This is a genomic window from Pseudescherichia sp. AS216, assembly GCF_037152055.1.
Lineage (GTDB): Bacteria > Pseudomonadota > Gammaproteobacteria > Enterobacterales > Enterobacteriaceae > Pseudescherichia.
In genome coordinates, this window is sequence record NZ_JBBCMV010000001.1 from 762,317 (window position 1) to 786,186 (window position 23,870).

Below are 23,870 nucleotides of genomic sequence, written 5' to 3' on the forward strand. Positions count from 1 at the left end.
GGCAATGACAGCCGCACAGCTCACTAAACGTAACTCAGTATAGATGAAGGATTTTTTTCTGGGGTGCTAAGTGGTTCGAGGGATCCCTTGTACTATGGGCACAGAGATAACTCGCGCATTAACGGCAGGCGTTAATGCGCGTCTGGAATCAGTGTCAGTTCTGAATGATCTCAACCGTATGGGTTTGCCCATCATCTTGCAGCGGTATTCTGTCATCAGCCAGGATAACGCCATCGAGTGTAAGGCGATATTCTGCATCGCCGCGTGAGACACTGATCTGATAACGGCTTTTGCCATATTGGTAGGCCATAGAAAAAGATGGCCACGCATCCGGCAACCGGGCATGAACAGTTAAGACAGCACCGGAACGTTTTATTCCCAGTAACTCCTCGGTCAGTAAACGCCAGGCCCAGCCTGCGGAACCGGTATACCAGCTCCAGCCTGCACGTCCGGTATGGGGCGCGACGCTGTAGACATCAGCACTCATGACATAAGGCTCAGCTTTATAAATCCCAACCGAGTCTGCATCCAGAGCATGATTTATCGGGCTGAGCATTGACCAGAGTTGCCAGGCGCGTTCACTACTCCCCATTCGGGCAAATGCCATCACTGCCCAGATGGCACCATGTGTATACTGCCCCCCGTTCTCACGCACACCAGGCAGATACCCCTGAATATAACCCGGATTAGGGCCATGGCCATCGAACGGAGGCGTTAACAGTTTTATCAACCCCCCCTCGTTATCTACAAGGTGCTGATTCAGTGCCTGCATGGCCTTTGCGCACCGTTCCGGGCTTGCGGCCCCGGACAATACAGACCAGCTCTGCGCAATCGCATCAATCCGGCAGTCCTGTGAGGCTTTCGACCCCAGTGGAGTACCATCGTCAAAATAGCCGCGCCGGTACCACTCGCCATCCCAGCTGTGGGCTTCGAGATTTTTTTGCAGGCGCAAGGCCTGTGTACGACACATTGAGGCGACACCCTCATCCTGCCTGCTCTCCGCCAGCGCCGCGAAGCGCTGCAAAATGTCGTACAGGAAGAAGCCCAGCCAGACGCTTTCACCTTTGCCTTCGATACCCACCCGGTTCATCCCATCATTCCAGTCGCCCGCGCCCATCAGCGGCAGACCATGCTCCCCGAACCGCAGTCCATATTTAATCGCTCTGACGCAGTGTAACCAGAGTGTCTCTTCGGTGCCGCTGATGACCGGCGTGTCATAGACAGACTCTTCCCCAGGCTGAAGCGGACGCCCCTCGAGATAAGGCGTGCGTATTTCAAGGGCATCTTTATCCCCCGTGGTTTCAACATAGTGGCAAACGGCAAGGGGAAGCCACAGGTAGTCATCAGAACAGCGGGTACGAACACCGTTGCCGTGTGGAGGGTGCCACCAGTGTTGCACATCTCCCTCGATAAATTGCCGTGATGCACACAGGATTATCTGTTCACGCATCCGGTTCGGATCGGCATGGCTCAATGCCAACGTATCTTGCAGTTGATCGCGAAAACCAAATGCACCACCTGACTGATAGTAACCACTGCGAGCCATAAGACGACAGGCTACTGTCTGATACAACAGCCAGCCATTAACCAGTAAATTTACGGAGGTGTCGGGGGTGTTAACCACGATTTTATCGAGCACATTATGCCAGTGGGCGTGAACACGGTTTAGCGCCTGACGGACCGTATCCTCATTCATATAGTGGTTAAGCGTTTCCTGAGCACGTACAGGATCCTCTTCTGCGCCAAGGATAAAAATAAACGTCCTCTGATCGCCATCAATTAATGTGACTGCCGATTGTACCGCCCCGCAGGGATCCAGACCGGCTCCCGTCTTACCTGAAAGTCTGCGCAGTTTCATGGAGGAGGGGGCGTGCAGAGAGCCATTACGGCCGATAAATTCCCGGCGGTCACCCGTCAGCGAACAGTCATTACCGCTGACGGCAATAAAAGCAGTACGCTCGCCACCGTTATTACCGTAAAAGTTGTTCGCCAGAACGCTACAGCCGCCAGGAATAGTGGCTGCATGTGTCACAATGTGAGGGGCTGAGCGAGTTCGGGATTCGCCGAGCGTCCACTCGACATAGCCAGTGACGGAGAGTTTACGTGTCCGTCCCGACGTGTTACTGAGCGTCAGGATCGCCAGTTTAACCGGCGCCGCTTCAGCAACCAGCACCGTCAGCTCGCTGTCTATACCACTCTCACGATGGGCAAAAACGCTGTAACCAAAACCATGGCGGGTCAGGTAATCACCGTGTCCGCGAACAGGCAAAACCGTCGGTGACCAGTATTCACCGCTCTCTTCATCGCGCAGATAAAATGCCTCGCCGCTGCGATCGCTCACCGGATCGTTCTCCCACGGCGTCAACCGGTATTCATGTGCATTCTCATACCAGGTGTAGGCCTGTCCCGCCTCTGAAATCACGCTGCCAAAACGGGAATTTGCCAGTACGTTTGACCAGGGGGCCGGTGTCGGCGCATTTTCCCGCAGGAGAATCTGGTACTCTCGACCATCCTGCGAAAATCCACCGTAGCCATTAAAATGGCATAACTGACGGGTATCGGGGCTCCAGTCCGTATGTTGATTATGCTCCCGTACAACACGTGGAATGAGTGCTCTGACCGGAGGTTTTAGGGTATGAAGACGCTGGTTAAGCTGCTCATTAATGCCACCTGCGCGGTCATCAATATAAAGACAGGCCACGCTCATCAAAAGCAACTTATCTTCAGTAGAGAGATGCTCGCCATTACGGACAAAAAGCCCGCCCTTTTTGTCCAGCAGACTGGCTTCAGACCCGGCATAAATTAATTCCATAATCTGATTTTGTAATCCCTGCTGGTAGCCGCCGGGGCTGTTATTCAGGATAACCAAATCAACATTCAGTCCTTTCTGTCTCCAGTAACGGTGTGCCTGTATCAGGGTGGTAACGGAGGAGATACTTTCCTCGCTGGTAATACTGAGCAACACTATCGGCAGATCGCCTGAGATTGCCCAGCCCCACAGACTGGACTGTCCACGCCGATTGCGGCCGATCGCCAGACCTTCGGCGCGCAGCTCCTGGACAGGGTAAAGCACCGCGCTGGCGAGACGATTAAACAATGTGGCATCATCTTCACTGGCGTTCATCTGGCGTAGTACTACCAGACTGTGAGACCAGGCCAGTTCAAAGACGCGATCCGCGATAGGGTAATCGCGATACTTTTCCAGCAACGCCAGGCTCTGCTGGCGGGTCTCGCTGATGCCATAAATGATATCAATGGTGATCGGCTGCCCCGGTTGCAGAGTGATGGCGTGGCGTATTGCCAGAATCGGATCCAGCACTGACCCCGACGTGTTGCTGAGCGCTCCTCCAGCCTCTATCGCCAGGGCATCAGCAGGGTTTCTGCCGCGACCAAGAAATTTTGCCCTGTCCGTTTCAAACGAGACGTTATGTCGGTTATCGCCATGCACCACCATCATGTGAAACAGGCAGGGACTGGGTTCATCCGGGGAGCGCGGGCGTCGGTGGCAAAGAATAGCGTCGCGCTCAGGATCCAGCTCAGTTTGAATAAACAGATTGCTGAATGCCGGGTGCGCCAGATCGCTGGCATCAGGTGCTAAAACCACTTCGGCATAGGTTGTCAATTCCAGAGCGCGCGGCTGGCGACCACGATGGATCAGTGTAAGCCGTCGCAACTCAATATCATCCTCCGGGGAGATCACAACCTGCGTTTTGACGCTGAGTTCCCCAAAGGAGCGCCTGAATTCAGCACTTGCATCGGTGAATATAACTTCCTCATCATGTCCTTTGGTGTAGCCTGTCGGTTGCCAGGTATTGCTCCACACACTCCCCGTCTGTATATCGCGGATATAGCAGAATGCTCCCCAGTTATCGCGGGTGGTATCACTGCGCCAGCGCGTAAGAGCAATATCATTCCAGCGACTGTAACCGCCACCCCCTGCTGTCAACATCAGATGATAATGGCTGTTGGACAGGAGCTGAATATCCGGGGTGGGTGTATCCACTCCATTAAAGATTCGGGGTTCATAGCGAACGGGTTTAACTCTGCCCTCATGAGATTCAAAATGACGGCGGGGGCTGTAGAGATCGATCGCATCCGGCACGCGCTCCTGTAATAGCAGGCTCGCTGAGCGGAACACCGTACTGGACATGAATCGCTCAGTCATGGGGGCGTCTAGCAGTACATGAGCCAGTGCCTGAAAAGCCATGCCCTGGTGATGTGCCATCCATGACTTTACCACCGCATAGAGCTGACCGGTTGCAAGGCGCGAAGGGGTATAGTCCAGCGCTTCATAAAAACCATATTCGCCATGGGCACCATTTTTTTGCAGCCTGAACAGATTCTCACAGGCTCTCTGGGGTGAAATCATCAGTGCCAGCAGTGTGGCGTAAGGAGCTACGACCATGTCATCGGCAAGTCCCCTGCGCAGACCGAGACCCGGCACGCCAAATGCCTGATACTGATAATTATGCTGAACATCAAAAGCATGATAACCAGACTCTGATACACCCCACGGTACCCCGCGTTCTTTTCCCCAGTGAATCTGGCGCATAACCGCCGACTTACTCATCTCATCAAGCAGACTACCAGGCCAGGTGGGCATCACCAGATTCGGCATCAGGTATTCAAACATCGATCCGCTCCATGACATCAGGGCGGTTTCATTATCAATCGTGGTAAACAGTCGACCCAGCGCGTACCAGCTTTTAAGAGGCAGCTGATTAGTCGCGATGGCGAGGAAACTGGTCAGGCGGATTTCAGATGGCAGGAGATCGTAGTGGCTCTTGTCAGGCGTATTCGTGTCACAGTTATAACCGACCCTGAGCAGACTGGTGGCTTCGCTATAGAGAAAGGCGAAATCCATCCGGGAGTGCTCATCCAGTCGCTGTTCAAGTTCGGTGATAATATTGAGCCGCATTCTGGCTTGCCCCGTCGCTGACGCCGGAGGTGTTCCTTCTCCGGTAAATGTCGCACGGGCAAGCTCGCTCAGCGTCGGCAGTGTTTGTTCGTTCCAGGAGGCGGGTAACCAGCCAAGCAGCAGCGACCACTCATGGCAAAGCTGAACCAGTTGATGCTCCAGATGTCTTGCCCAACGTACCTGAAGGGGAGACCCCTTATGACTCTGCGTTGTCAGATGGTTGCACTGGGTACGCATGTTTTTCAGCTCGCTAAAAAACGCTTGCGGAGATAGCGACTCGGCGCTCAAACAGTGTTTGCGCAGCAGTTGCAGGCTGTCAGGTCGGTTCTGCCCCCACTGTTTTTCCAGAATATCCAGCGTATCGTTCAGTCCTGCCAGTATCTGCTGTGTGTTTGATACGGGCTGATGACGCATAGCGGACAGCCCTGCCCGCAGCGTCAGCAGATGCCCTGCCATGTTGCCGCTGTCGACGCTTGAGACATAGCGGGGGCTAAGGGGGGCCAGCGTACGGGTGTCATACCAGTTATAGAGATGGCCCCGGTAGTGCTCCATTTTATCCAATGTGTCGAGCGTGAGCGATACGCGTCGGAGCACCTCGCCTCCAGGCAGATAGCCAAAGTCCCAGGCCGTCAGGTTAGCCATAAGGGAGAGGCCTATATTGGTAGGGGAAGTACGATGAGCCACCGTGGGTTGCGGTATTTCCTGGTAATTATCAGGTGGAAGCCAGTTCTCTTTTTCTGTGGCAAAGGTTTCAAAAAATGCCCAGATTTCACGACTTGTCTGGCGTAAGAGTTGTTTTTGTTCCTGATTTGGCAAAAACACCCTGCGTACAGGCTGGCGGCTCAGCCAGCTCATCAGCAGCGGTGCCAGACACCAGAGCAAACCGATCGGCAACGCAATCGCCAGCAGTTGCGGCGCAAGTTGTCCGGTCAGTATGATTAGCGTCACGCCACCTACAACGTTCAGCCACATAGCCAGATAAAAACGCGCAACCGTGGGTCTGGCCTGATAGCTGTCCTGGCTGTGGCTGACCCACTGGCTGAGGTTATGCCTGCTGATCCCCAGTCGCCATAGCGTCACGGCAATCGCTTTCAGCGAGTATCCCGCTTCGTGCGGCAGTATCATGAAATTCAGGCCGATACCTGACAGACGCTTCAGCGCGCTCGTGCCCACCATTAACAGATGCGGCTTCAGGCGGCGACGCAGAGGTTTATGCAGAAAATCATGGGCGATGCAGAGGATGGCTGGCAACAGCCATATCAGCGACAGTACGCCCAGCCAATAAAACGGATTAGGCACCCAAAGCAGGGTGAAGAACAGCAATATCAGTAGCGAGGGGGCAACCAGACTGCGGCGCAGATTATCAAGTAATTTCCAGTAAGAAAGCGCGGTCAGCGGATTCTTACCTCGGGTTCCATCGGCTTTTCTGACGTGTGGTTTCAACCAGTTAAGCAGTTGCCAGTCCCCCCGGATCCAGCGTGAACGCCGTGCAACATCCGACAGATAATTATTAGGGTACTGTTCGTAGAGTAACACTTCACTTAGCAGACCTGAGCGTGCATAGCATCCTTCAAGGAGATCATGGCTGAGAACCAGATTTTCCGGGCAGGTGTTAGCAGTGGCCTGCACAAAGATATCGACATCATAAATGCCTTTGCCCACGAAAGATCCTTCCCCAAAGAGATCCTGATAGATATCCGAAGACATCATCGAGTAGGGGTTATTGCCCGGTACGCTGCTACGCAGAGCGGCATAGCGTCCTTGCCCGTTGCGTGGTATCTCCTCTGCAAGCCCAGGTTGCAGAATGCCGTATCCTTTGACGACCCTCTGGCGGACCGGATCGTACTCTGGCGTATTCAGCGGATGCGCCATCGCCGCGACCAGTTTGTGTGCCGTATCGCGCGGCAGCACCGTATCACTGTCCAGGGTAATGACGTATTTAATGTGCCCCGGCAAAAGGTGGGCAGGCATGTCTGCAACGCTGATGAACTGTGTCCCCGGATGGCGCAGCCAGCTATTCAGCAACGCCAGTTTTCCCCGCTTGCGTTCATAGCCCATCCACTTTCCTTCTGTCGGATTCCATTCAGGCTGACGGTGTAGCAGATAAAAACGCGGGCGGCTGGAGGGGTAACGGCGGTTAAGCACCTGCGTATCGGCGATAGCCTGTCTGAGCAGTGCGTTACTTTCCGGCGAGGGTTCATTTTCAGAATCAGCGAAATCAGTGAGCAGAGCAAATCTAAGATTTTCGTTTTGATTCCCCAGCCAGCAGACTTCAAGACTGGTGAGGAGTTTGCAGAAACTTTCGTGGCTGGTTAGCATGCAGGGGATGACGATCATGGTTGCACTGTCAGCGGGAATGCCGGTTGAAAAATCCATGCCTGGCAACGGTCGAGGAACGCGAAAACGCGTGGTTGCATCACTGAGTAAATCACTCGTTAACTGCGTTAAAGCGATAATCAGAGGCAATATCACTGCGATCGGCAGCCAGTCTGCCCCCTGCATGGCAGTTTCATGCAATATTGCCGCGGTCATTGCGGTGGTCAACAATGCCAGGCTTCCAAGCCAGGAGAGCAAGGTTACTCTATTGAAACTGTGTCGTAATCGTATCAGCCTGGACGTGTCTGCCAACAGATGAATTTCCAGCTGCTGTCGACCTTCTCCCGCGAGATAGTACCCAACGTGATATTCCTGTGTACCGGGCGTCCTGGCCCCTGAAAGCAGCAGAACCCTGTCAGCAACTTCCGGCTCACTGAGACCACTGTCTCTGGCCAGGATCTCTACTACATGGCGGTAGTGATCCCGGGTATTGAAGTGCATCCGGGGATAGATACCAGCAGGATCGTTGCGCAGTGCCTGTTCAACAACGCTTATCGTTTCTGCGAAATCAGCCCAGTCCGTTTCGCTCACTAATCGCAGCCCTGCGATGCTGTTACTAACCGATAGCTGGCTGGCGGCAAGCTGTTGATTGAAGTTATGTATAAGAATATCGGTGGTGACTCCCTGTTCCCGGAGACACTGATCAACCCAGGTCAGAGGTAGCGACAACGCGTTGCCATGGCCCTGCAGGCGCCGCACCAGTTCTGCCACAAAGGCACTGGTTAACGGAGGTTGGGAGCGCGCCATATCGGCAACCATCATGATTAAATCAGCAGGCGCGCGCTCCGCACATTCAAAAAATCGTGTTATCCATGTATCTGCCAGGTTTCGTTCCCGCTGTGCCTTTATCACCTCTGTACTGATACGACGGAGATTTTCAATCAGCGCCAGGCGCAGCATTCCCGGTAAGGCCCAGACTTCACCTAATGTCAGCGGTGTCGCCTGCTGATAGGCGGTGAGATAGCTGGTCAGGCTGGCAGTATCCCAACGGCCATCACCATGAGCGATGGCCTCTGAGGCAATATTGTAAATTCGTGGACAGTTCAGCGGCGACATCAGCGAGGGAAGACCTTTACCGAAACTTTTCGGTAAGTGCTGGCGGACAGTACGGATCTGTTCCTCAATCAGGTAATAGTTGTCCAGCAACCACTCCCCGGCGGGCAAGATAGTGGTCTTTTTACCCGCGTTAAGCTCATAGCAGTTTTGCGTAATAACGGCCTCGTTTTCGCCGAGTCGTTTCAGGAGATAATAAGGAGGCTTATCAGGCGATACTTTATGGGTCCGGGCCAGCTTCTGACCGTAGCGTTCCATCTGGGCGGTCGAAAAAAGTTCTGACCGCGGACTGCTTTCACCAGTAGGATCGTTCGCCGAAAAGGTAACGTTTTCAGCGGCATGCGCAGGAGTATGGGAGCGGTTAAACCACGCTCTTGGGGTCTTTTTCATAGCGTTGCTCTGATGAGACGTTAGCGCGCAGGAGCAGGTGTGAAATCAGTTCAGAAACGTTCTCTCAGGATGGGCGTAAGGCATCAGGGATTTTACATCTGCTGGAATTTGACTTAAGTATAGAATATGGGCTCTGTGCGCGGTGCTGGCGTCGAGAGACAAACAGGGCAGGTAGCAGTGCCGGCAGGCGCACCGCTAAAGAGGTTCATTGCATAATCGATAATGGACATAATCATTAACCTTTCAATGAATGAGCTTCACCGTATCACATGCGGTTAATTTTTAATCTATTTATTTTAATGTCCTGAAATTCAGGAAAGGTAGATGTTTGCAGCCACAGGTCCACTGAGACCGTTGATCCGGCAAAATTCAATACGGCTTCCTGGGATGAGTAATTCTGATTCGCGGGAGTGAACGGCTGAAATGTGAAGCAGAACGTCTTTTCGGCCATCAGAAGGGGTGATGAGCCCTTTACCACTAAGAACGTCAAAACTTTTGACAATTCCTGTCATTTTATGTGACAAGTCAATTCCTTGTTAAAAACACGTGCATATTATACATCGAAAAAATTATATTGCCACTTTTAATAGTGTTTGCAGGAAATATTTATAATGCTTTTATTATGCTCCCTAAGAAATTGCGGCCAACATTATCAACCAGCGGACATACAGATGACCTAAGTCTGATGTAATCCGCTGACAGATTCGCTACGCTCCGCCTGTAAGATAATCACTCACTCCCGGAGGCACCGGGACTGGTCAGCGTCGCCCTGACCTGAGGAAGACTCTGCGGGTAATTTTGTTGAATAAACTCAATCATTTTTTCCCGCACGTAACAGCGTAAATCGAAGGCCGTAGGTGAATTTTGCGCCGTCATTAACAATCTGATGGTCATCGTTTTTTCAGTCGTATCGGTAACCTGAAGGACCTGAGTTTGTTGATCCCAAAGTCTTGTTTCACTGAGCACCTTTTCAAAGTGTTTTCGCAGAGGCTCTAAGGGCATGGAATAATCAACATAAAGAAAAACAGATCCCAAAATTTGTGCATTGTTACGCGTCCAGTTTTGGAATGGATTTTCTGTGAAGTAGGTGATCGGTAAGACCAGTCGGCGCAGATCCCAGAGACGCACTACAACATACGTCAGGTTTATCTCTTCAATCCAACCCCACTCTTTTTCAACCACTACAGCATCATCGATTTTTATGGGTTGTGTAAACGCTATCTGAATTCCGGCAAACAAATTGACAAGTGATTTCTGCAGGGCAAAACCAATTATAATTCCGGCAACCCCTGCACCAGCCAGAATGGTCGTACCAAATTTTCGAACGCCAGGAAAGCTAAGTAAAATCAGTGAAAGACAGAGCGTCACCAGCACAACAATAGCGACTTTCTTAACATAGATTATCTGAGTGCGAATTTTGCGGGCGCGAAGGTTATTGGAAATGTTAATGTCATAGCGTATAAAAAGCATATCCTGCGCAACATTAATTAATCGTATCAGGACTGAGCAAAATGATAATATTATAAATATATTAATTGTCGTTGTAATGAATGTAATGTATTCAGGTTGAACATGGACATAATTAACTCCCACGCGTATTAACAGCAGGGGGATGAAAAGGAACATTGATCCGCGAAGGTGTTTCTCAAGGGATTTGAATAGCTTTCTGTCACGACTCTGCCAGTAGCGAATGAACTGTAGCAGTATAAATCTTGCGAGAAAACCCACCGCGAGCGAGAGCGTCACGACCAATACAGCTGGCACCCATGCCGGAGCGACAGATAACTCACCAAATAAAAAAGGCATTCTTTCCCCTTATACCTGCCAACAACCCTGCGTAGTCAGCTCGGTTAAAAAATCAGTTATTCTTCTCTTAACGCTGTTCTCTATATTAGCCTGCTTTACGCGCATTATTAGAAGAAAAAGATGAAAATCAGGCCTCGTCAGTTTATTAAAATATTTTGCAGCAGCAAGGTGTTATGCGTGGCGCGCCGCAACACAGAGAGCATGGACGCAGTAGAATAGCCGTGGCGCTTGAGGCTTTTTGCCTCATAACGTTGAAGTGGTAAAGATGTGGTGAGGCAGAAAGAAGAAAGCCCCGAAGGTCATTTTTCAATTAACCAACGAGGCTTGCTCTTATGCTCGACAACATCAGAGTAGCCGTTTACCCGCCACAAGGCAAGGAGAAGAAGGCTATGAAGCTGCCATGGAACGCTCTCATCTGGTGCGTATTAATTGTCTGTTTAACGCTGTTGATATTCACCTGGCTGACGCGAAAATCACTGTGTGAAATTCGCTACAGAGATGGGAGCAGGGAGGTGGCTGCTTCGATGGCCTGCGAATCCGGTAAGTAGCAACATGGAGGCGGGGGCAACCCCGCCTTTTCAGGAAGGATGTGTCTGAGCATCGCGAGCGCCTTTACAAGGGCTGCTGGTTTAGGCCAGCAGCCTTTTTCTCTAAAGAAGCATAATCATTGATGATAGGGTAATACGTTAACGCGAAAAGGAGATAAATTATGATTGTCCGGACATGGCACGGCTGCGTTCCACTAAAGCATGCTGAAGGCTTTGCAGAGCACCTTGATAAAACAGGCGTCGATCATTCAAAAAGCGTACCGGGAAACCGGGGGGCGTTTGTTCGCCGAGAGACGCAGGGCGACTGGGAGCACTTTTTCCTCGCAACGTACTGGGAAGATCTATCGGCGGTGAAGGCGTTTGCAGGCGAGAATTATCATGTGGCGGTCACCTATCCGGATGATGAGCAGTTTGAACTACTCTCCGATCCCTACGTTTTCCAGCATACGGTGGCTGCCGTTTCGCCGCCCAAGTAACTGTCTGTAACTGCTATAAAGGCGGTTATGCATTCAGCTGAGCGGATACGTCCACGGCTATTTCAGTAAATGCCCGGGCTGCAAAGCTCTGATAAGCATCTCTTCGGCGCATCAGGACCGCTGTGCGCGTCAGGCGTTCGGGTTCGAGCGCGATCGCTACCAGATTATCCTGGACAAGGGCGGTCCTGGCGGGCAGCAGCGTGGATAAAGATGTCCTGCGGACAATTTCGATTACCGCCCCGAGAGCATTAGCTTCCATCACGACTTTTGGATGAATGCTGTGTTTACGGCAGAAGCTGTCAATCTGCTCGCGGGTCGCGAACTCCTTGCTGAGTAATACGAGGGACTCGGTATTTAAAGCCCGTAGCCCGGCAGATTTTTCCTTCGCGAGCCTGTGTCCTTTGTTGATCACGAGGGCAAGCGTTTCGTCCAGCAGCGGTATCGCGTCAATGTCCGAACAGTGAACATCACCGAATGCGATCCCCACGTCCAGCTCCCCTTCCTGAAGCAGCGCTTCGATGCTTTCCTGTGAAATTTCCCGCACGTTGAGGGTGATTTCTGGATAGCGAAGGTGGAATGCCTCGACCAGCGGCCCGACAAGATATGTTGTGAAGGTTGGCGTTACGGCTAAGCGGAGCGATCCACGGCTGAGATCGTTTACGTCGTGGATAGCGCGCGTAGCGTCCCGCAGCTCTTGAGAAGCGCGGCGCACATACTCTAGATAAGCGTGCCCGGTATCAGTCAGACGTGTTGTACGGCCAGACCGATCGAACAACTGGGTGCCCAGCTCCTCTTCCAGCTGCTTTACCAGCTGCGAGAGCGCTGGCTGAGAGACGTGCAGCGCTGCAGCAGCTTTGGTGAAGCTGAGGTGCTCAGCAACCGCCTGAAAATACCGTATGTGCCGCGCAAGCATCGTTTATCCCATAAGATTATCTGAAGCAATCCATAATAATGTAGACTTTTACCTTATACCAGAGGTTGCTTACTCTTTGTCCCACACAACCGGCACTGAGACTGCAACCATGAAAGAGATTATTGAAGGTTTTCTGAAGTTCCAGAAAAACGTCTTCCCCGAGCGCGTCAAGCTGTTCAAAAGTCTGGCCAACCAGCAGAACCCGAGGGCGTTGTTTATTTCCTGCTCCGACAGCCGCCTGGTGCCTGAACTGGTTACCCAGCGCGAACCTGGCGACTTATTTGTGATCCGCAACGCCGGCAACATTGTGCCCTCTTATGGCCCGGAACCGGGCGGCGTTTCAGCCTCAGTGGAATATGCGGTTGCTGCTCTCCAGGTGAATGACATCGTAATTTGCGGCCACTCTGACTGTGGCGCCATGACTGCCGTTGCCACCTGCAAATGCCTCGACCATATGCCCGCCGTATCGAGCTGGTTGCGCTATGCCGACTCCGCCCGTGTGGTGAATGAGGCCCGACAACATCCTGACCCGTCCGCCAAAGTCGCGGCGATGGTGCGCGAAAACGTCATCGCGCAGCTGGCTAATATCCAGACTCATCCATCCGTTCGCCTGGCGCTTGAAGAGGGACGTGTAACGCTGCACGGCTGGGTCTATGACATTGAGAGCGGTCGCATTGATGCTTTTGATGGCAGAGCCGGCACCTTTGTGTCCCTTGCTGAAAATCCAGACGTAAACGCCGTTTCCTCACAAGCCAGGCATGTTGCCTGAACCCTTTACTTCTCAGGAGAAAAGACCATGATCCAGACTCAAGTCACTCAGGCCGCACGTCAGGCACTCACCGAAACCATTATTCTGACTAAGGCACGCAAGGATCTCTCCTTCGCCGACATCGTTGACGGCACCGGTTTATCCGAAGCCTTCGTTACCGCAGCCCTGCTTGGTCAGCATCCGTTGCCTGCCGATGCCGCAGCAGTTGTCGGCAGGAAGCTCGACCTGAATGCCGATGAAGTTAAACTGTTGCAGTCAGTGCCCGTTCGCGGCAGCTTTGCCGATGGCATCCCGACCGATCCGACCATCTACCGTTTCTACGAGATGATGTCAGTTTACGGGCCCACCCTGAAGGCTCTGGTTCATGAGAAGTTCGGTGACGGCATCATCAGCGCCATTAACTTCAAACTGGACATTAAGAAAGTTGAAGATCCGGACGGCGGCCATCGTGCGGTGATCACCCTGGACGGCAAGTATCTGCCAACCAAGCCTTTCTGATCCCCTCAACATTAAGCCCGGCAACTGAAAAACCGGGCTGCCTGCGTTTTCAGAAAGAAGATCCCGTGATGCGTCATTCACTTTTCTCGATAAACTCGACTCATGCTACCGCTCTACCGGGACATGACGTCATTATCGCAGCGGAACGACCGGCCGATGAAACCGACCGGTCAGCATGCAGTTATTTCAGGTGTTCTTTTAGTTCATAAGCGGCCTGACCAAGTGCGGTCCGCACGGCGGGCACGTCGCTCAGCGCGTTCAGCAGACCGTAGTCATGAATTAACCCATTGTAGCGGGTAACCGTCACATTGACGCCGGCGGCATCAAGCTTGCGGCCAAACGCCTCACCTTCGTCGCGCAGTACGTCAAGTTCAGCAGTCTGGATCAGAGTGGGCGGCAGTCCCGTCAGCTGTTCAGGCGTTGCGCGTAGCGGCGATGCCAGGATGTTGTTTCGATCGCTCTCTTTAGTGGTGTAGGCATCCCAGAACCACTTCATCATATTACGCGACAGGAAATAGCCGTTCTCATACTGGCTGTAAGAACCGGTATTGAAATTCGCGTCAGTCACAGGCCAGAGCATGACCTCATAGCGGATTGCCGGCGCTTTATGCTGTTTGGCCTGGAGCGCTACGGCGGCAACCATGTTTCCGCCGACGCTGTTACCTACCAGTGCCAGGCGACTACCGTCAACGCCAATTTCGTTACCGTGCTCGGCAACCCAGCGGGTTGCTGCATAGGCCTGATTAATGGCAACCGGGAAATGCGCTTCCGGTGATGGTGTGTAATTGACAAAGACAGCCGCTGCACCTGACTCACTCACCAGGTCACGGACGAGACGTTCGTGGGTGGCAAAATCGCCCAGAACCCAGCCGCCGCCATGGAAGAACATAAAGACAGGCAGGGTTCCGTGTGCGTTGTGGGGTTTCACAATATGAAGTTTGATCGCACCGCCATCAACATTGATCGTTTTTTCAGTGACGTCTGCTGCAGGTAACTTTGCGCCTTTCTGGGCGTTGATCAGCACCTGACGCGCATCCTGTGGAGACATCTGCTCCATAGGCTTACCTCCGGCACCGTTCAGGGCGTTGAGAAACGCCTGCACGTGACGCTCCGGCTGAGGAGCATCGGCAAAGCTGTTGCCTGAAACGGCTGCCATTGCGGCAGTCAGCAATACAGATTTAATATTCATAATATGACCTTAATAATATCGTTTGCTATAAAATAGTGCGCTACTTACCGAGGTAAAATAGATGGACTGTACTTGCCCCGGTAAACCCGCGCTCCGACAAAATTGTAAAAAGCCCCAGTCTCAACTTAACATCGACGGGTTGAGTAAAGCCCCGGCCAGGAGAGGAGTCGTGGGCCTTACGCGGGATAACGTAATAACTTACAGACCCAGATCGGACAGGCTCGGGTGATCGTCAGGACGACGCCCCAGCGGCCAGAAGAACTTGCGCTCGCTCTCTTTGATAGGCATGTCATTGATACATGCGAAGCGGCGCTTCATCAGGCCGTCGGCCTCAAATTCCCAGTTTTCGTTGCCATAAGAGCGGAACCAGTTACCCGAGTCATCACGCCATTCGTAAGCATAGCGGACAGCAATGCGGTTCCCGCCAAACGCCCACAGCTCTTTAATGAGGCGGTACTCGTGCTCTTTTTTCCATTTACGGGCGAGGAAGCCTTCAGCCTCTTCGCGGTTATTAGCGAACTCTGCACGGTTACGCCATTTGGTATCCAGCGAGTAAGCCAGCGCGACTTTTGCCGCGTCGCGGCTGTTCCAACCATCTTCAGCCAGACGGACTTTCTCAATAGCCGTTTCCAGCGTAAATGGCGGAAGCGGCGGACGTACTTGTGTATCAGTCATGGTAAGACTCCTGTTAATTTCGATTTAAAGTAATAGCAATATTTGTTACTCAGGCTCCGGCTGAGAACCTCTCCAGCAAAACTTTTGCAACGTCCCGTGCGTCATCAGCGGCGTTCCGGTCGCCCATTACATATGTCATGGTGATAGCCCCCTCTATCAGAACCAGTAGCTGCCTGGCCAAGACCTCGGGCTGTTCAGTATTCAGCTGCTCGCTAAGTTCGAGGGCATAATCCAGCAGTTTCTGTTTATGCATCTTTGCTATCTGGCGAACGGGATCGTCCGGGTCTCCCACCTCTCCGGCTGTGTTGATAAAGGCACAGCCCCGGAAGCCTTCAGACTCAAACCAGCTCTTCAGGACAGTGAACATGTTCAGAATACGATCCTGAGGCGTTTCGCCTTTATCAGATTCGGTTCTGAACCACTGCATCCACCGTTCGTCACGCTCATTCAACGCGGCCGAAGCCACGTCCTCTTTGTTCGCGAAATGGCGATAAATACTTTTCCTGGCGACGCCGGAGGTCTTCACCAGAAGGTCCATGCCCATGGCGTGGATGCCGTTCTGGTAGATGAGCTGCTCAGCGGTGGCGAGGATTTTTTCTCGGGTATCACTTGGCTTCTTGTTCATGTCTTAAAGGTAGAACGATCGTTCTACCTGGTCAAGCGTTTGTTTTCGCGTATTTCGACACGGGCGGGGTACTAAGGAAATAAATTCTTTTAAATCAATAAATAAGAGGTAAATAATTTTTGTACGGCAAGGTGGTTTTCTGAAAAGACAATGCTGTCAGGGATAAAATGAGTGTCGAGGATGGGGTGGCTGCTGGGGAGGGTGGATATAAATGCTAACCGTAGCCGCACTTTTACAGGTGCGGCCTGGTTTGCTAAACGCCTTTTCTGTTGCGGAATGCAGCCACTTTCATGCGATTGCCGCAGGTGGCCATGCTGCACCAGCGGCGGCGATGGGATTTACTTAAATCGTGAAAAAGTAAAATACAGTTGTGGGCTTCACACTGCCGCACGTATTCAAACTTTTCATCCGTGATCAGTTTTACAAGCGCATCGGCAACCGGCCAGAGGAGGCCTTCGGGGCTGTCAGCGTCGGAACGAACATCCACACGATAGCGCTGCGTATCCTGGTCCCATTTCAGCCGCGTCTCAGGACGGCCTTTTTCAAGGATCCTGTTAATGACCGTCAGATCTGCCTCACTGGACTTCATCGCGGCATGCACGACTGCCCGGGCGGCATCGCGGAGCTGGCGAGCCTCCGCCAGTAATTGAGGCGGAGCCACAGCGTCTTTTGGCACAAGTCCCGCCGTTTCCAGCCAGTCGATAACGCGTCGATCGTCATCAAAGCAATCATGTCGGTCGTCACCCGTCCCGTATTCACTGTTGATGAAATCCAGTGCGAGGTTATCGGCCAGGAATAGAGGAGAAGAACGCTTATTGATTTCCATACGCACCTGTAACCCGTTAAATAATTTTGACAGGTTACCACAATTTTGTGTAACCTTCAATTAAGCACTTTAACGGTTACAAGGGGTTTGCTATGACATCTTCTCATTTTGGATCATCAGCTGCAGATAACGCGTCTGCCAGGCCAGCGGCACAAGTTCATTACCGCTATAAACAGGCGGGTGACGTTAACGTTTTTTACCGTGAGGCTGGCGATCCGACATCGCCAGTCCTGCTGATGCTGCATGGTTTCGCGGGCTCATCATTTATGTTCCGTGATCTTATTGCGCAGCTGGCAGATCGTTATCACCTGATAGCGCCAGATTTGCCGGCCTTCGGTTTTACCGAGGCGCCAGCACGGGGTGAATACGCTTATACTTTTGACCAGCTTGCTGAAACTATCGACCGGTTTACTCAAGAGCTGGGCCTCGATCCCTATGCTCTGATGGTTCACGACTACGGTGCTCCCGTCGGATGGCGTCTTGCCTTGTCGCATCCGCAGCGGATTACCGCCATCATTTCCCAGAATGGCAACGCTTACGAAGAGGGGCTGGGAGAGGCCTGGGCACCTATTCAGAGGTACTGGGCCGACCCGACCTCCGGGAACCGGAGCGCGTTGCGTGATTTTCCAACGCCGGCGTCAATCAAATGGCAGTATCTGGAAGGTGTAACCGATCCGAGCCTGGTTTCCCCGGATGGCTATTCACTTGAAGGGATGCAGGTATCACGGCCGGGCAATGCGGAGATCCAGCTTGACCTGCTGCTGGATTATGCTTCGAACGTGAAGATGTACCCTCTGTTTCAGCGCTATTTTAGAGAGTACCAGCCACCCTTGCTGGCGGTCTGGGGGAAACACGATCCGTTCTTCATGGCCGCTGGTGCGGAAGCCTGGAAGCGCGATATCCCGAAAGCCGAGATAAACTTCTATGACACCGGTCACTTCGCGCTTGAAACCCATGCGAAAGAGATAGGGGACGACGTGCGGAAATTTCTTGACCGTCATGTCCGTCAGGCGGATTGAATTCCTTAAAAAGAGGGGCCGTCAATGCACATGATGTGCTATGAGCCAAGTGGCATAAGAATTGAGTTTTATTATCCTGGTTAAATATTTTCTGGCGTCCTGGGGCAGGGGCATTACTGTGATGCTGTGTTGAGGAGCATAACCATTCATTATGCTCCTCTTTTTGTATTCATTGATGATAGGGTAATACGCACACTGAATTCAAATAGCATCAGCAGCATGATTAAACCCGCTGTTAAGGAACAACCATGAAAAAAATTGCATTGATATGTTCTCTGCTGGGGAGCCTCGCGGCCCATGCGCAAAACGCGCCGCTTCCTGAACCCGTCAAGCAGATAGAGAAGCAGGGGATTGAGATTATTAAACCCTTTACCGCACCCGGAGGCGTCGAAGGATGGTTGGGCAAATATCAGGATACTGGGGTTACGATCTATCTGACGCCTGATAAAAAACACGCTATTTCAGGCTATATGTACGATGCCCAGGGTAATAACCTGAGCGAGAAAATTATCAATGATGAGATCTATATTCCGGCAGGCCGGGAGATGTGGAAAACGCTCACCCAGGCGCAGGGGATAAAAGAGGGGAGCGAGGAGGCGAACTGCAAGGTGGTGATGTTTGCCGATCCCTTCTGCCCCTATTGCAATAAATTCTGGCATCAGGTGCAGCCGCTTATTAAAGACAAGCGCGTCAGCATGACAACGTTGCTGGTAGGCGTGATCCGCCCTGAGAGTGGACAATATGCAGCGGCCATCCTGGCAGCAGACGATCCCCGTAAGGCGTGGCACGAACTTGAAAACTCTAACGGTAAAAACAAACCGGCGTTAAAAGAAAATACGCCTCGCCCTGTTTTTGAGCAAATTCAGCGTAATCAGCAGCTTATGGATAAGTTAGGGGCAAATGGCACGCCAGCCATTTATTATCTGAATAAAGACCGCGCCCTTCAGCAGATTCTGGGCATGCCCAACGCGCAACAGATGGCTGATTTAGCGGCCTGCAAGTAAGAGGCTGGCTTACAAGCAAATAAAAAGGGAGCCTTTCGGCTCCCTTTTTTACATCACTGCTATCAGAAACTGTAGTTAGCGCTGATAGAGAAGTTACGCGGCTCGCCATAGACAATGGTGCGGCTGTCGATGTCGGTTTCGTAGGATTTGTCGAACAGGTTGTCGACGTTCGCCTGCAGAGAGAACGCTTTAGTGACCTGATAACGGGCAAACAGATCCACCAGCGCATAGCTACCCTGCTCAGCGCGCAGCGTGCCGTCGGCAACGGCAACGTTAGACCAGACGCGGTTCTGCCAGTTAACGCCGCCGCCGAGGGTCAGATCCTGCATCATCGGCAGACGGTAGCTGGTGAACATCTTCACGGTGGTACGCGGCAGGTTCGGATTAACCGCGTCGCCTTCGGCATCGTTCGCCACGTAGCGGGTTGCGCCAAAGGTCATCTGCCAGTTATCGGTCAGCGCCCCGTTGATCTCAAACTCAACGCCTTTACTCACCGTGCCGTCCGCTTCGCGGTAGGCAGTTTCGCCGTTGCTGCCAGGGATCACCAGACCGGTAGACTGCGCCAGGTGATCCTGCTCAATGCGGAACACGGCAAGGGAGGTGGTCAAACGGCTGTTCATCCAGTCTGCCTTCACGCCGGCCTCATAGTTATTACCGGTGATGGGTGACAGATACTTACGCTGCTCATCACGCTGGGTCTGCGGCTTGAAGATCGAGGTATAGCTGGCGTAGGTGGACCAGCTGTCGTTGATATCAAACACCACGCCGGCATAAGGAGAGGTATTGTTCTTCTCCATCTGCTGGTTCAGCGTATCCAGGTTGTATTTGGTATAGCGCGCCCCCAGGATCAGGTGCAGCGGATCGGCCAGAGAGAGGCGGGTCGCTGTATAGACTGATTTCTGGTGGATAGTGTCATCCTGCGCCAGGCTCAGCGGGTTCCAGTTAGTCTGCGGGAAGTTACCGTTATAGTCAGCGTAGTTACCCAGCTGAGTATCGCCAATGTTCTCCCAGGAGCTGTAGTAGATGTTGTTCTGACGGCTGTAGTTCGTCCCGATCATCAGCTCGTGCTGACGGCCAAGCAGGTCATAGGAGCCGTTAGCGAAGGTATCGATAGCGTCAACTTTGCGCTTGCCAGTGTTGTAACCGGTGCCGCCCACGAAAGGATAGGATGCGCCGTAGGGGCTGACCATCAGGCCGGTCTCACGATCAACCTGGCCGTCAAGATAGAGCTGCTTGCTGTCGAGATTCTGTTCGGTATGGGTGCCGTTGACGGTCAGCTGCCAGTTGTCCCCAAGCTTCTGCTTCAGGGTCGCGAAGGTACGCTCAGATTTTTTATCAACATAGGCCCACTCCGGTGCGGTGCTGAAGCTGCGATCCGGATTGACGCGGCCGCCATCGGTATACCAGCGTGGAATGCCGCCCCAGGTGGGGCTGTTGGAGTTAGTCTCCTGGTAGTCGTAGCCGACGGAGAACGTCGTCGCGTCGGTCAGATCAACATCCAGCACACCGTAGAAGAATTTTTTCTCCTGGCTATAGCGATCCAGCCAGCTGTCATTGTGCTGGTAGCCCGACACCATGCGGCCACGAATGCGACCGTCGTCGGTGAGTGGGGTAGAGAGATCGGCCACGTAGCGCTGTTTGTTCCAGCTGCCATACTCAGCGGAGACGTTGCCGACAAATTCACGGCTGTCGGCATGTTTACGGACCATGTTAATGGCGGCGGAAGGGTTACCGGAGCCGGTGGTCAGGCCGTTAGCGCCGCGGACGACTTCGATACGCTCATACAGAGCGGTATCAGACAGGGCGTCACCCATATTCCAGCGGGTCTCAAACAGGGTCGGAATGCCATCGACCATAAAGTTGTCGATCTCAAACCCGCGGGAATAGTAGTTGGTGCGCTCAGAGTCCGTCGCGCTTTGGGTAATGCCGGTGGTGTTTTTCAGCACGTCGCCGAGGGATTCCAGCTTCTGATCCTTAATGCGCTGTTCGCTGATGATGCTCACGGACTGCGGGATATCACGCGCAACCAGCAGCATTTTGGTGCCGGAGGTGGTGGTTTTAACGCTGTAGTCCTGGCGCTCTTGCTCGGCATAGGCGCTGTCTGCTGAGCCATCAACGATAACGGTATCATCCGCGGTGGTATCCGGCGTGGCGGCAACGCCAGCGGCAGGGGCAAGTGCAAAAGCAATACAGACTGCCAGCAGGGATGGCGCGGCGGCAGGACGGTGTCCATCCCTGGCGTGAACGGTGAAAGACATGGTAAACCCTTTTTGCAAGTTAAATAGTGCGCTCTGACCGATACGTTGCCGATGCCGAGCGTGCTGTGTGTTCTTGTCATGCAATTGCGCATGAAAATGCAAATGCGAAATATACGCATTCATCTTATCGCTGTAAACAGATGTAATATTTATTAAGTGAATTATTGCAGGGCGTTAAGTGGTGAAAAATCAGACGTAACGGCAGTGGTTAATCCTAATGCGTGAAGAAAAGCGGCGTAATAGTTGAAACATCAGGAGATTCTCGATCATACTCTCTTGTTGAGTCCCGCAGTTATTCATTAAGGAAGACGTCATGGCCGAAGAAACGATTTTCAGTAAAATTATCCGCCGCGAAATTCCGTCGGATATCGTCTGGCAGGATGAGCTGGTCACGGCATTCCGTGATATCTCTCCGCAAGCGCCGACGCATATCCTGATTGTGCCTAACCTGCTGATCCCAACGCTAAATGACGTCTCTGAGGCGCACGAGCAGGCGCTGGGGCGTATGCTCACCGTCGCCGCGAAGCTGGCCGCTCAGGAGGGGATTGCCGAAGATGGCTATCGGGTGATCATGAACTGCAACCGCCACGGCGGCCAGGAGGTGTACCATATTCATCTGCATCTGCTGGGTGGCCGCGCGCTGGGCCCGATGCTGACACATAAAGGTTAAGCTGATGCTGAGAGGAGGCCTGGCCGCGCTGCTGGCGCTGGCTGTATTGACCGGCTGTAGCTCGCGTCCGTCGATCCCGGTGAGCGATGAGCAGACGCTGGTGATGGAAGCAACCGTGCTGGCGGCGGGCATAAGCGCAGAAAAACCGGTGCTGAATAACGCTGAGATCCAGCCCTCTGCGTCCTCAACGCTCTATAACGAACGGGGCGAACCCGCCACCGTCAACTATCGTTTTTTCTGGTATGACGCCAGGGGTCTCGAAATGCATCCGCTGGAAGCGCCCCGGCGCATTACCATTCCTGCGCATTCATCGGTAACGCTCTACGGCAGCGCTAACTATTTAGGCGCGCGTAAGGTGAGACTCTATCTCTATCTGTAAGGGGTGAATCTTGATTAATAAACTGGGTCGGTATGCGCTACTCACGACCGTAGCGATGATCCTTTCGGGATGTATTATGCGGGGCGAGCAGCAGCCAGCACCCGTAGAAGAAGCCAAACCGCAGCCGCAGCAGCCGATTGAACAGCCGCAGCCGCAGCCGGTTCCTGAGGTGCCGTCCGTACCGTCTGTCCCTTCCCAGCCGGGGCCGATTGAGCACCAGGATGAAACGGCGCAGCCGACGCCGCGCGAACGTCATTTCGACTGGAGCGGGGCGGTGTCACCGATGGTCAGCAAAATGCTGCAGGCCAGCGGCGCCTCCGGTGGCAGCGTGCTGCTGGTGGACAGCGTCAATAACCGTACCAACGGCTCGCTGAATACCGCCGAAGCGACAGAGGTCCTGCGTGGTGCGCTGGCGAATAACGGTAAGTTTACGTTGGTCTCTGCGCAGCAGCTCTCCGTAGCCAAGCAGCAGCTCGGCCTGTCGCCGCAGGACAGCCTTGGCACGCGCAGTAAAGCGATCGGTATCGCCCGCAACGTGGGGGCGCAGTATGTGCTCTACACCAGCGCCTCCGGCAACGTTAACTCCCCCGCGCTACAGATGCAGCTGATGCTGGTGCAGACGGGCGAGATCGTCTGGTCAGGTAAAGGTGCAGTTCAACAACAGTAATCCTGAGCGTGACGAAATCCTGTCACGCTTCTTTCCCCACGCAACGCTCGTCGCCAGCCCTGAACATACTGGGCTGAGCGGCGGGAGCGGCGTCATTGCCAACGGCCCGCAGCGGCTGGTGCTGCGCCAGCAGCATGCGGCTACCACGCCAGCGCCGTTTCTCCGTCAATACCGCGCCCTTAAGCAACTTCCGCATACGTTGGCACCCCGTCCACAGTGGCTGGGTGAGGGCTGGATGGCCGTAGACTATCTTGCCGGCGAGGTGAAAACCACGCTTCCGGAAACCCATCACCTTGCCGAGTTGCTGTATCATCTGCATCAGCAGCCCCGGTTTGGCTGGCGCATCACGCTGCTGCCGCTGCTGGAGCGCTATTGGCAGACGTGCGATCCTGCGCGGCGTACGCCGCGCTGGCTGATATGGCTAAAACGCCTGAAGCGTGAGCGTGAGCCAGGCGTTATCAGACTGGCTCCGTTACATATGGATGTGCATGCAGGTAACCTGGTGCATACCGACTCTGGCCTGCGGCTGATTGACTGGGAGTATGCTGGCGATGGCGATATTGCCCTTGAGCTGGCCTCGGTCTGGACAGCGGATGAGGCTGAGCGTCAGCGGCTTATTGATGCTTACGCCCGCGTGGCAAACATAGAGAACGCGCGGCTGGTGCGGCAGGTTCAGCGCTGGCGGCCCTGGGTGCTGATGCTGATGGCGGGCTGGTACGAGTGCCGCTGGCAGCAGACCGGGGAGCTGCAATTTATTATGCTGGCAAATGAAACATGGTGTCAGTTAGAGACAAAAGGATAAGAGAGGTCA

20 protein-coding genes are annotated in these 23,870 nt (G+C 53.3%); 11 read left to right on the plus strand and 9 right to left on the minus strand.

Annotated features, from left to right (window positions below):
• Positions 1-154 precede the first annotated feature (154 nt).
• The 3 genes from WFN61_RS03710 to WFN61_RS03720 all read right to left on the minus strand — a co-directional run bounded on the left by WFN61_RS03710 (position 155) and on the right by WFN61_RS03720 (position 10,543).
• Positions 155-8,737 carry a GH36-type glycosyl hydrolase domain-containing protein gene (locus tag WFN61_RS03710; RefSeq protein WP_337037691.1) on the minus strand — a complete coding sequence of 2,861 codons (8,583 nt, stop codon included), beginning with the start codon at positions 8,735-8,737 and terminating at the stop codon, positions 155-157.
• A 311-nt stretch (positions 8,738-9,048) separates the two neighbouring features.
• A complete protein-coding gene (cspF, locus tag WFN61_RS03715; protein ID WP_144812484.1) occupies positions 9,049-9,261 on the minus strand; it encodes a cold shock-like protein CspF in 213 nt (70 codons plus the stop codon).
• A gap of 205 nt (positions 9,262-9,466) precedes the next feature.
• Positions 9,467-10,543, minus strand: a complete 1,077-nt coding sequence (locus WFN61_RS03720) for a mechanosensitive ion channel family protein (RefSeq protein ID WP_144812481.1) — start codon at positions 10,541-10,543, stop codon at positions 9,467-9,469.
• Positions 10,544-10,844: 301 nt separating this feature from the next.
• On the opposite strand from WFN61_RS03720, the gene WFN61_RS03725 reads away from it, so the two are divergent.
• From WFN61_RS03725 to WFN61_RS03735, 3 genes are all read left to right on the plus strand, one after another.
• Positions 10,845-11,027 carry a FlmC family protein gene (locus WFN61_RS03725; protein ID WP_257758265.1) on the plus strand — a complete coding sequence of 61 codons (183 nt, stop codon included), beginning with the start codon at positions 10,845-10,847 and terminating at the stop codon, positions 11,025-11,027.
• A complete protein-coding gene (locus WFN61_RS03730) occupies positions 10,972-11,091 on the plus strand; it encodes a type I toxin-antitoxin system Hok family toxin (RefSeq protein ID WP_257758266.1) in 120 nt (39 codons plus the stop codon). The genes WFN61_RS03725 and WFN61_RS03730 overlap by 56 nt, the downstream gene beginning before the upstream one ends.
• A 161-nt stretch (positions 11,092-11,252) precedes the next feature.
• Entirely contained in the window at positions 11,253-11,567 is a 315-nt protein-coding gene (locus WFN61_RS03735) for a hypothetical protein (protein ID WP_144812378.1), read from the plus strand.
• A 25-nt stretch (positions 11,568-11,592) separates the two neighbouring features.
• Here the strand turns inward: WFN61_RS03735 and cynR are convergent, their stop codons facing one another.
• Positions 11,593-12,480 carry a transcriptional regulator CynR gene (gene cynR / locus WFN61_RS03740; RefSeq protein ID WP_337037698.1) on the minus strand — a complete coding sequence of 296 codons (888 nt, stop codon included), beginning with the start codon at positions 12,478-12,480 and terminating at the stop codon, positions 11,593-11,595.
• Between the two features lie 109 nt (positions 12,481-12,589).
• Here cynR and WFN61_RS03745 point away from each other — a divergent pair, with 109 nt between their 5' ends.
• Positions 12,590-13,249, plus strand: a complete 660-nt coding sequence (locus WFN61_RS03745; protein WP_312273676.1) for a carbonic anhydrase — start codon at positions 12,590-12,592, stop codon at positions 13,247-13,249.
• A gap of 27 nt (positions 13,250-13,276) precedes the next feature.
• Positions 13,277-13,747, plus strand: a complete 471-nt coding sequence (gene cynS, locus WFN61_RS03750; RefSeq protein ID WP_144812368.1) for a cyanase — start codon at positions 13,277-13,279, stop codon at positions 13,745-13,747.
• Between the two features lie 181 nt (positions 13,748-13,928).
• On the opposite strand, the gene WFN61_RS03755 is transcribed toward cynS, so the two are convergent.
• The 4 genes from WFN61_RS03755 to WFN61_RS03770 all read right to left on the minus strand — a co-directional run bounded on the left by WFN61_RS03755 (position 13,929) and on the right by WFN61_RS03770 (position 17,062).
• The gene (locus WFN61_RS03755; RefSeq protein WP_144812364.1) at positions 13,929-14,936 is read right to left on the minus strand and encodes an alpha/beta hydrolase; all 1,008 of its coding nucleotides are present in this window, start codon (positions 14,934-14,936) and stop codon (positions 13,929-13,931) included.
• A 198-nt stretch (positions 14,937-15,134) separates the two neighbouring features.
• Positions 15,135-15,611 carry a nuclear transport factor 2 family protein gene (locus WFN61_RS03760; protein ID WP_222890164.1) on the minus strand — a complete coding sequence of 159 codons (477 nt, stop codon included), beginning with the start codon at positions 15,609-15,611 and terminating at the stop codon, positions 15,135-15,137.
• A 49-nt stretch (positions 15,612-15,660) separates the two neighbouring features.
• Entirely contained in the window at positions 15,661-16,236 is a 576-nt protein-coding gene (locus WFN61_RS03765; RefSeq protein ID WP_257757225.1) for a TetR/AcrR family transcriptional regulator, read from the minus strand.
• A gap of 253 nt (positions 16,237-16,489) precedes the next feature.
• On the minus strand, positions 16,490-17,062 hold the full coding sequence (locus WFN61_RS03770; RefSeq protein WP_337037704.1) for a CGNR zinc finger domain-containing protein: 573 nt from the start codon (positions 17,060-17,062) through the stop codon (positions 16,490-16,492).
• A gap of 92 nt (positions 17,063-17,154) precedes the next feature.
• Between WFN61_RS03770 and WFN61_RS03775 the strand changes: the two genes are divergently transcribed.
• Positions 17,155-18,081: an alpha/beta fold hydrolase gene (locus WFN61_RS03775; protein ID WP_337037707.1), complete on the plus strand. Its 927-nt coding sequence runs from the start codon at positions 17,155-17,157 to the stop codon at positions 18,079-18,081.
• Between the two features lie 248 nt (positions 18,082-18,329).
• Complete coding sequence (gene dsbG / locus WFN61_RS03780; RefSeq protein ID WP_257757228.1) at positions 18,330-19,085, plus strand: thiol:disulfide interchange protein DsbG; 756 nt, start codon at positions 18,330-18,332, stop codon at positions 19,083-19,085.
• 62 nt (positions 19,086-19,147) lie between these two features.
• Here dsbG and fhuE read toward each other — a convergent pair whose 3' ends face one another.
• Positions 19,148-21,343, minus strand: a complete 2,196-nt coding sequence (fhuE, locus tag WFN61_RS03785) for a ferric-rhodotorulic acid/ferric-coprogen receptor FhuE (RefSeq protein ID WP_337037710.1) — start codon at positions 21,341-21,343, stop codon at positions 19,148-19,150.
• A gap of 313 nt (positions 21,344-21,656) precedes the next feature.
• Between fhuE and hinT the strand changes: the two genes are divergently transcribed.
• From hinT to thiK, 4 genes are read left to right on the plus strand one after another with little or no spacing between them, the layout of a single operon-like run.
• Entirely contained in the window at positions 21,657-22,013 is a 357-nt protein-coding gene (hinT, locus tag WFN61_RS03790) for a purine nucleoside phosphoramidase (protein WP_042392832.1), read from the plus strand.
• A 4-nt stretch (positions 22,014-22,017) separates the two neighbouring features.
• Positions 22,018-22,392 (plus strand): YcfL family protein, encoded by a 375-nt coding sequence (locus WFN61_RS03795; protein WP_144812341.1) that lies wholly within the window; start codon positions 22,018-22,020, stop codon positions 22,390-22,392.
• Between the two features lie 13 nt (positions 22,393-22,405).
• Positions 22,406-23,059 (plus strand): penicillin-binding protein activator LpoB, encoded by a 654-nt coding sequence (gene lpoB, locus WFN61_RS03800; protein ID WP_144814587.1) that lies wholly within the window; start codon positions 22,406-22,408, stop codon positions 23,057-23,059.
• Positions 23,040-23,861, plus strand: coding sequence for a thiamine kinase (gene thiK / locus WFN61_RS03805; protein ID WP_337037713.1), 822 nt, complete (start codon positions 23,040-23,042; stop codon positions 23,859-23,861). Before lpoB ends, thiK begins: the two co-directional genes overlap by 20 nt.
• Positions 23,862-23,870 lie beyond the last annotated feature (9 nt).

Bases quoted from the DNA above. Each gene is read 5' to 3' on its own strand.
- WFN61_RS03710 (WP_337037691.1), bottom strand. From the start codon at position 8,737: ATGAAAAAGACCCCAAGAGCGTGGTTTAACCGCTCCCATACTCCTGCG.
- WFN61_RS03720 (WP_144812481.1), bottom strand. From the start codon at position 10,543: ATGCCTTTTTTATTTGGTGAGTTATCTGTCGCTCCGGCATGGGTGCCA.
- WFN61_RS03735 (WP_144812378.1), top strand. From the start codon at position 11,253: ATGATTGTCCGGACATGGCACGGCTGCGTTCCACTAAAGCATGCTGAA.
- cynR (WP_337037698.1), bottom strand. From the start codon at position 12,480: ATGCTTGCGCGGCACATACGGTATTTTCAGGCGGTTGCTGAGCACCTC.
- WFN61_RS03745 (WP_312273676.1), top strand. From the start codon at position 12,590: ATGAAAGAGATTATTGAAGGTTTTCTGAAGTTCCAGAAAAACGTCTTC.
- cynS (WP_144812368.1), top strand. From the start codon at position 13,277: ATGATCCAGACTCAAGTCACTCAGGCCGCACGTCAGGCACTCACCGAA.
- WFN61_RS03755 (WP_144812364.1), bottom strand. From the start codon at position 14,936: ATGAATATTAAATCTGTATTGCTGACTGCCGCAATGGCAGCCGTTTCA.
- WFN61_RS03760 (WP_222890164.1), bottom strand. From the start codon at position 15,611: ATGACTGATACACAAGTACGTCCGCCGCTTCCGCCATTTACGCTGGAA.
- WFN61_RS03765 (WP_257757225.1), bottom strand. From the start codon at position 16,236: ATGAACAAGAAGCCAAGTGATACCCGAGAAAAAATCCTCGCCACCGCT.
- WFN61_RS03770 (WP_337037704.1), bottom strand. From the start codon at position 17,062: ATGGAAATCAATAAGCGTTCTTCTCCTCTATTCCTGGCCGATAACCTC.
- WFN61_RS03775 (WP_337037707.1), top strand. From the start codon at position 17,155: ATGACATCTTCTCATTTTGGATCATCAGCTGCAGATAACGCGTCTGCC.
- dsbG (WP_257757228.1), top strand. From the start codon at position 18,330: ATGAAAAAAATTGCATTGATATGTTCTCTGCTGGGGAGCCTCGCGGCC.
- fhuE (WP_337037710.1), bottom strand. From the start codon at position 21,343: ATGTCTTTCACCGTTCACGCCAGGGATGGACACCGTCCTGCCGCCGCG.
- hinT (WP_042392832.1), top strand. From the start codon at position 21,657: ATGGCCGAAGAAACGATTTTCAGTAAAATTATCCGCCGCGAAATTCCG.
- WFN61_RS03795 (WP_144812341.1), top strand. From the start codon at position 22,018: ATGCTGAGAGGAGGCCTGGCCGCGCTGCTGGCGCTGGCTGTATTGACC.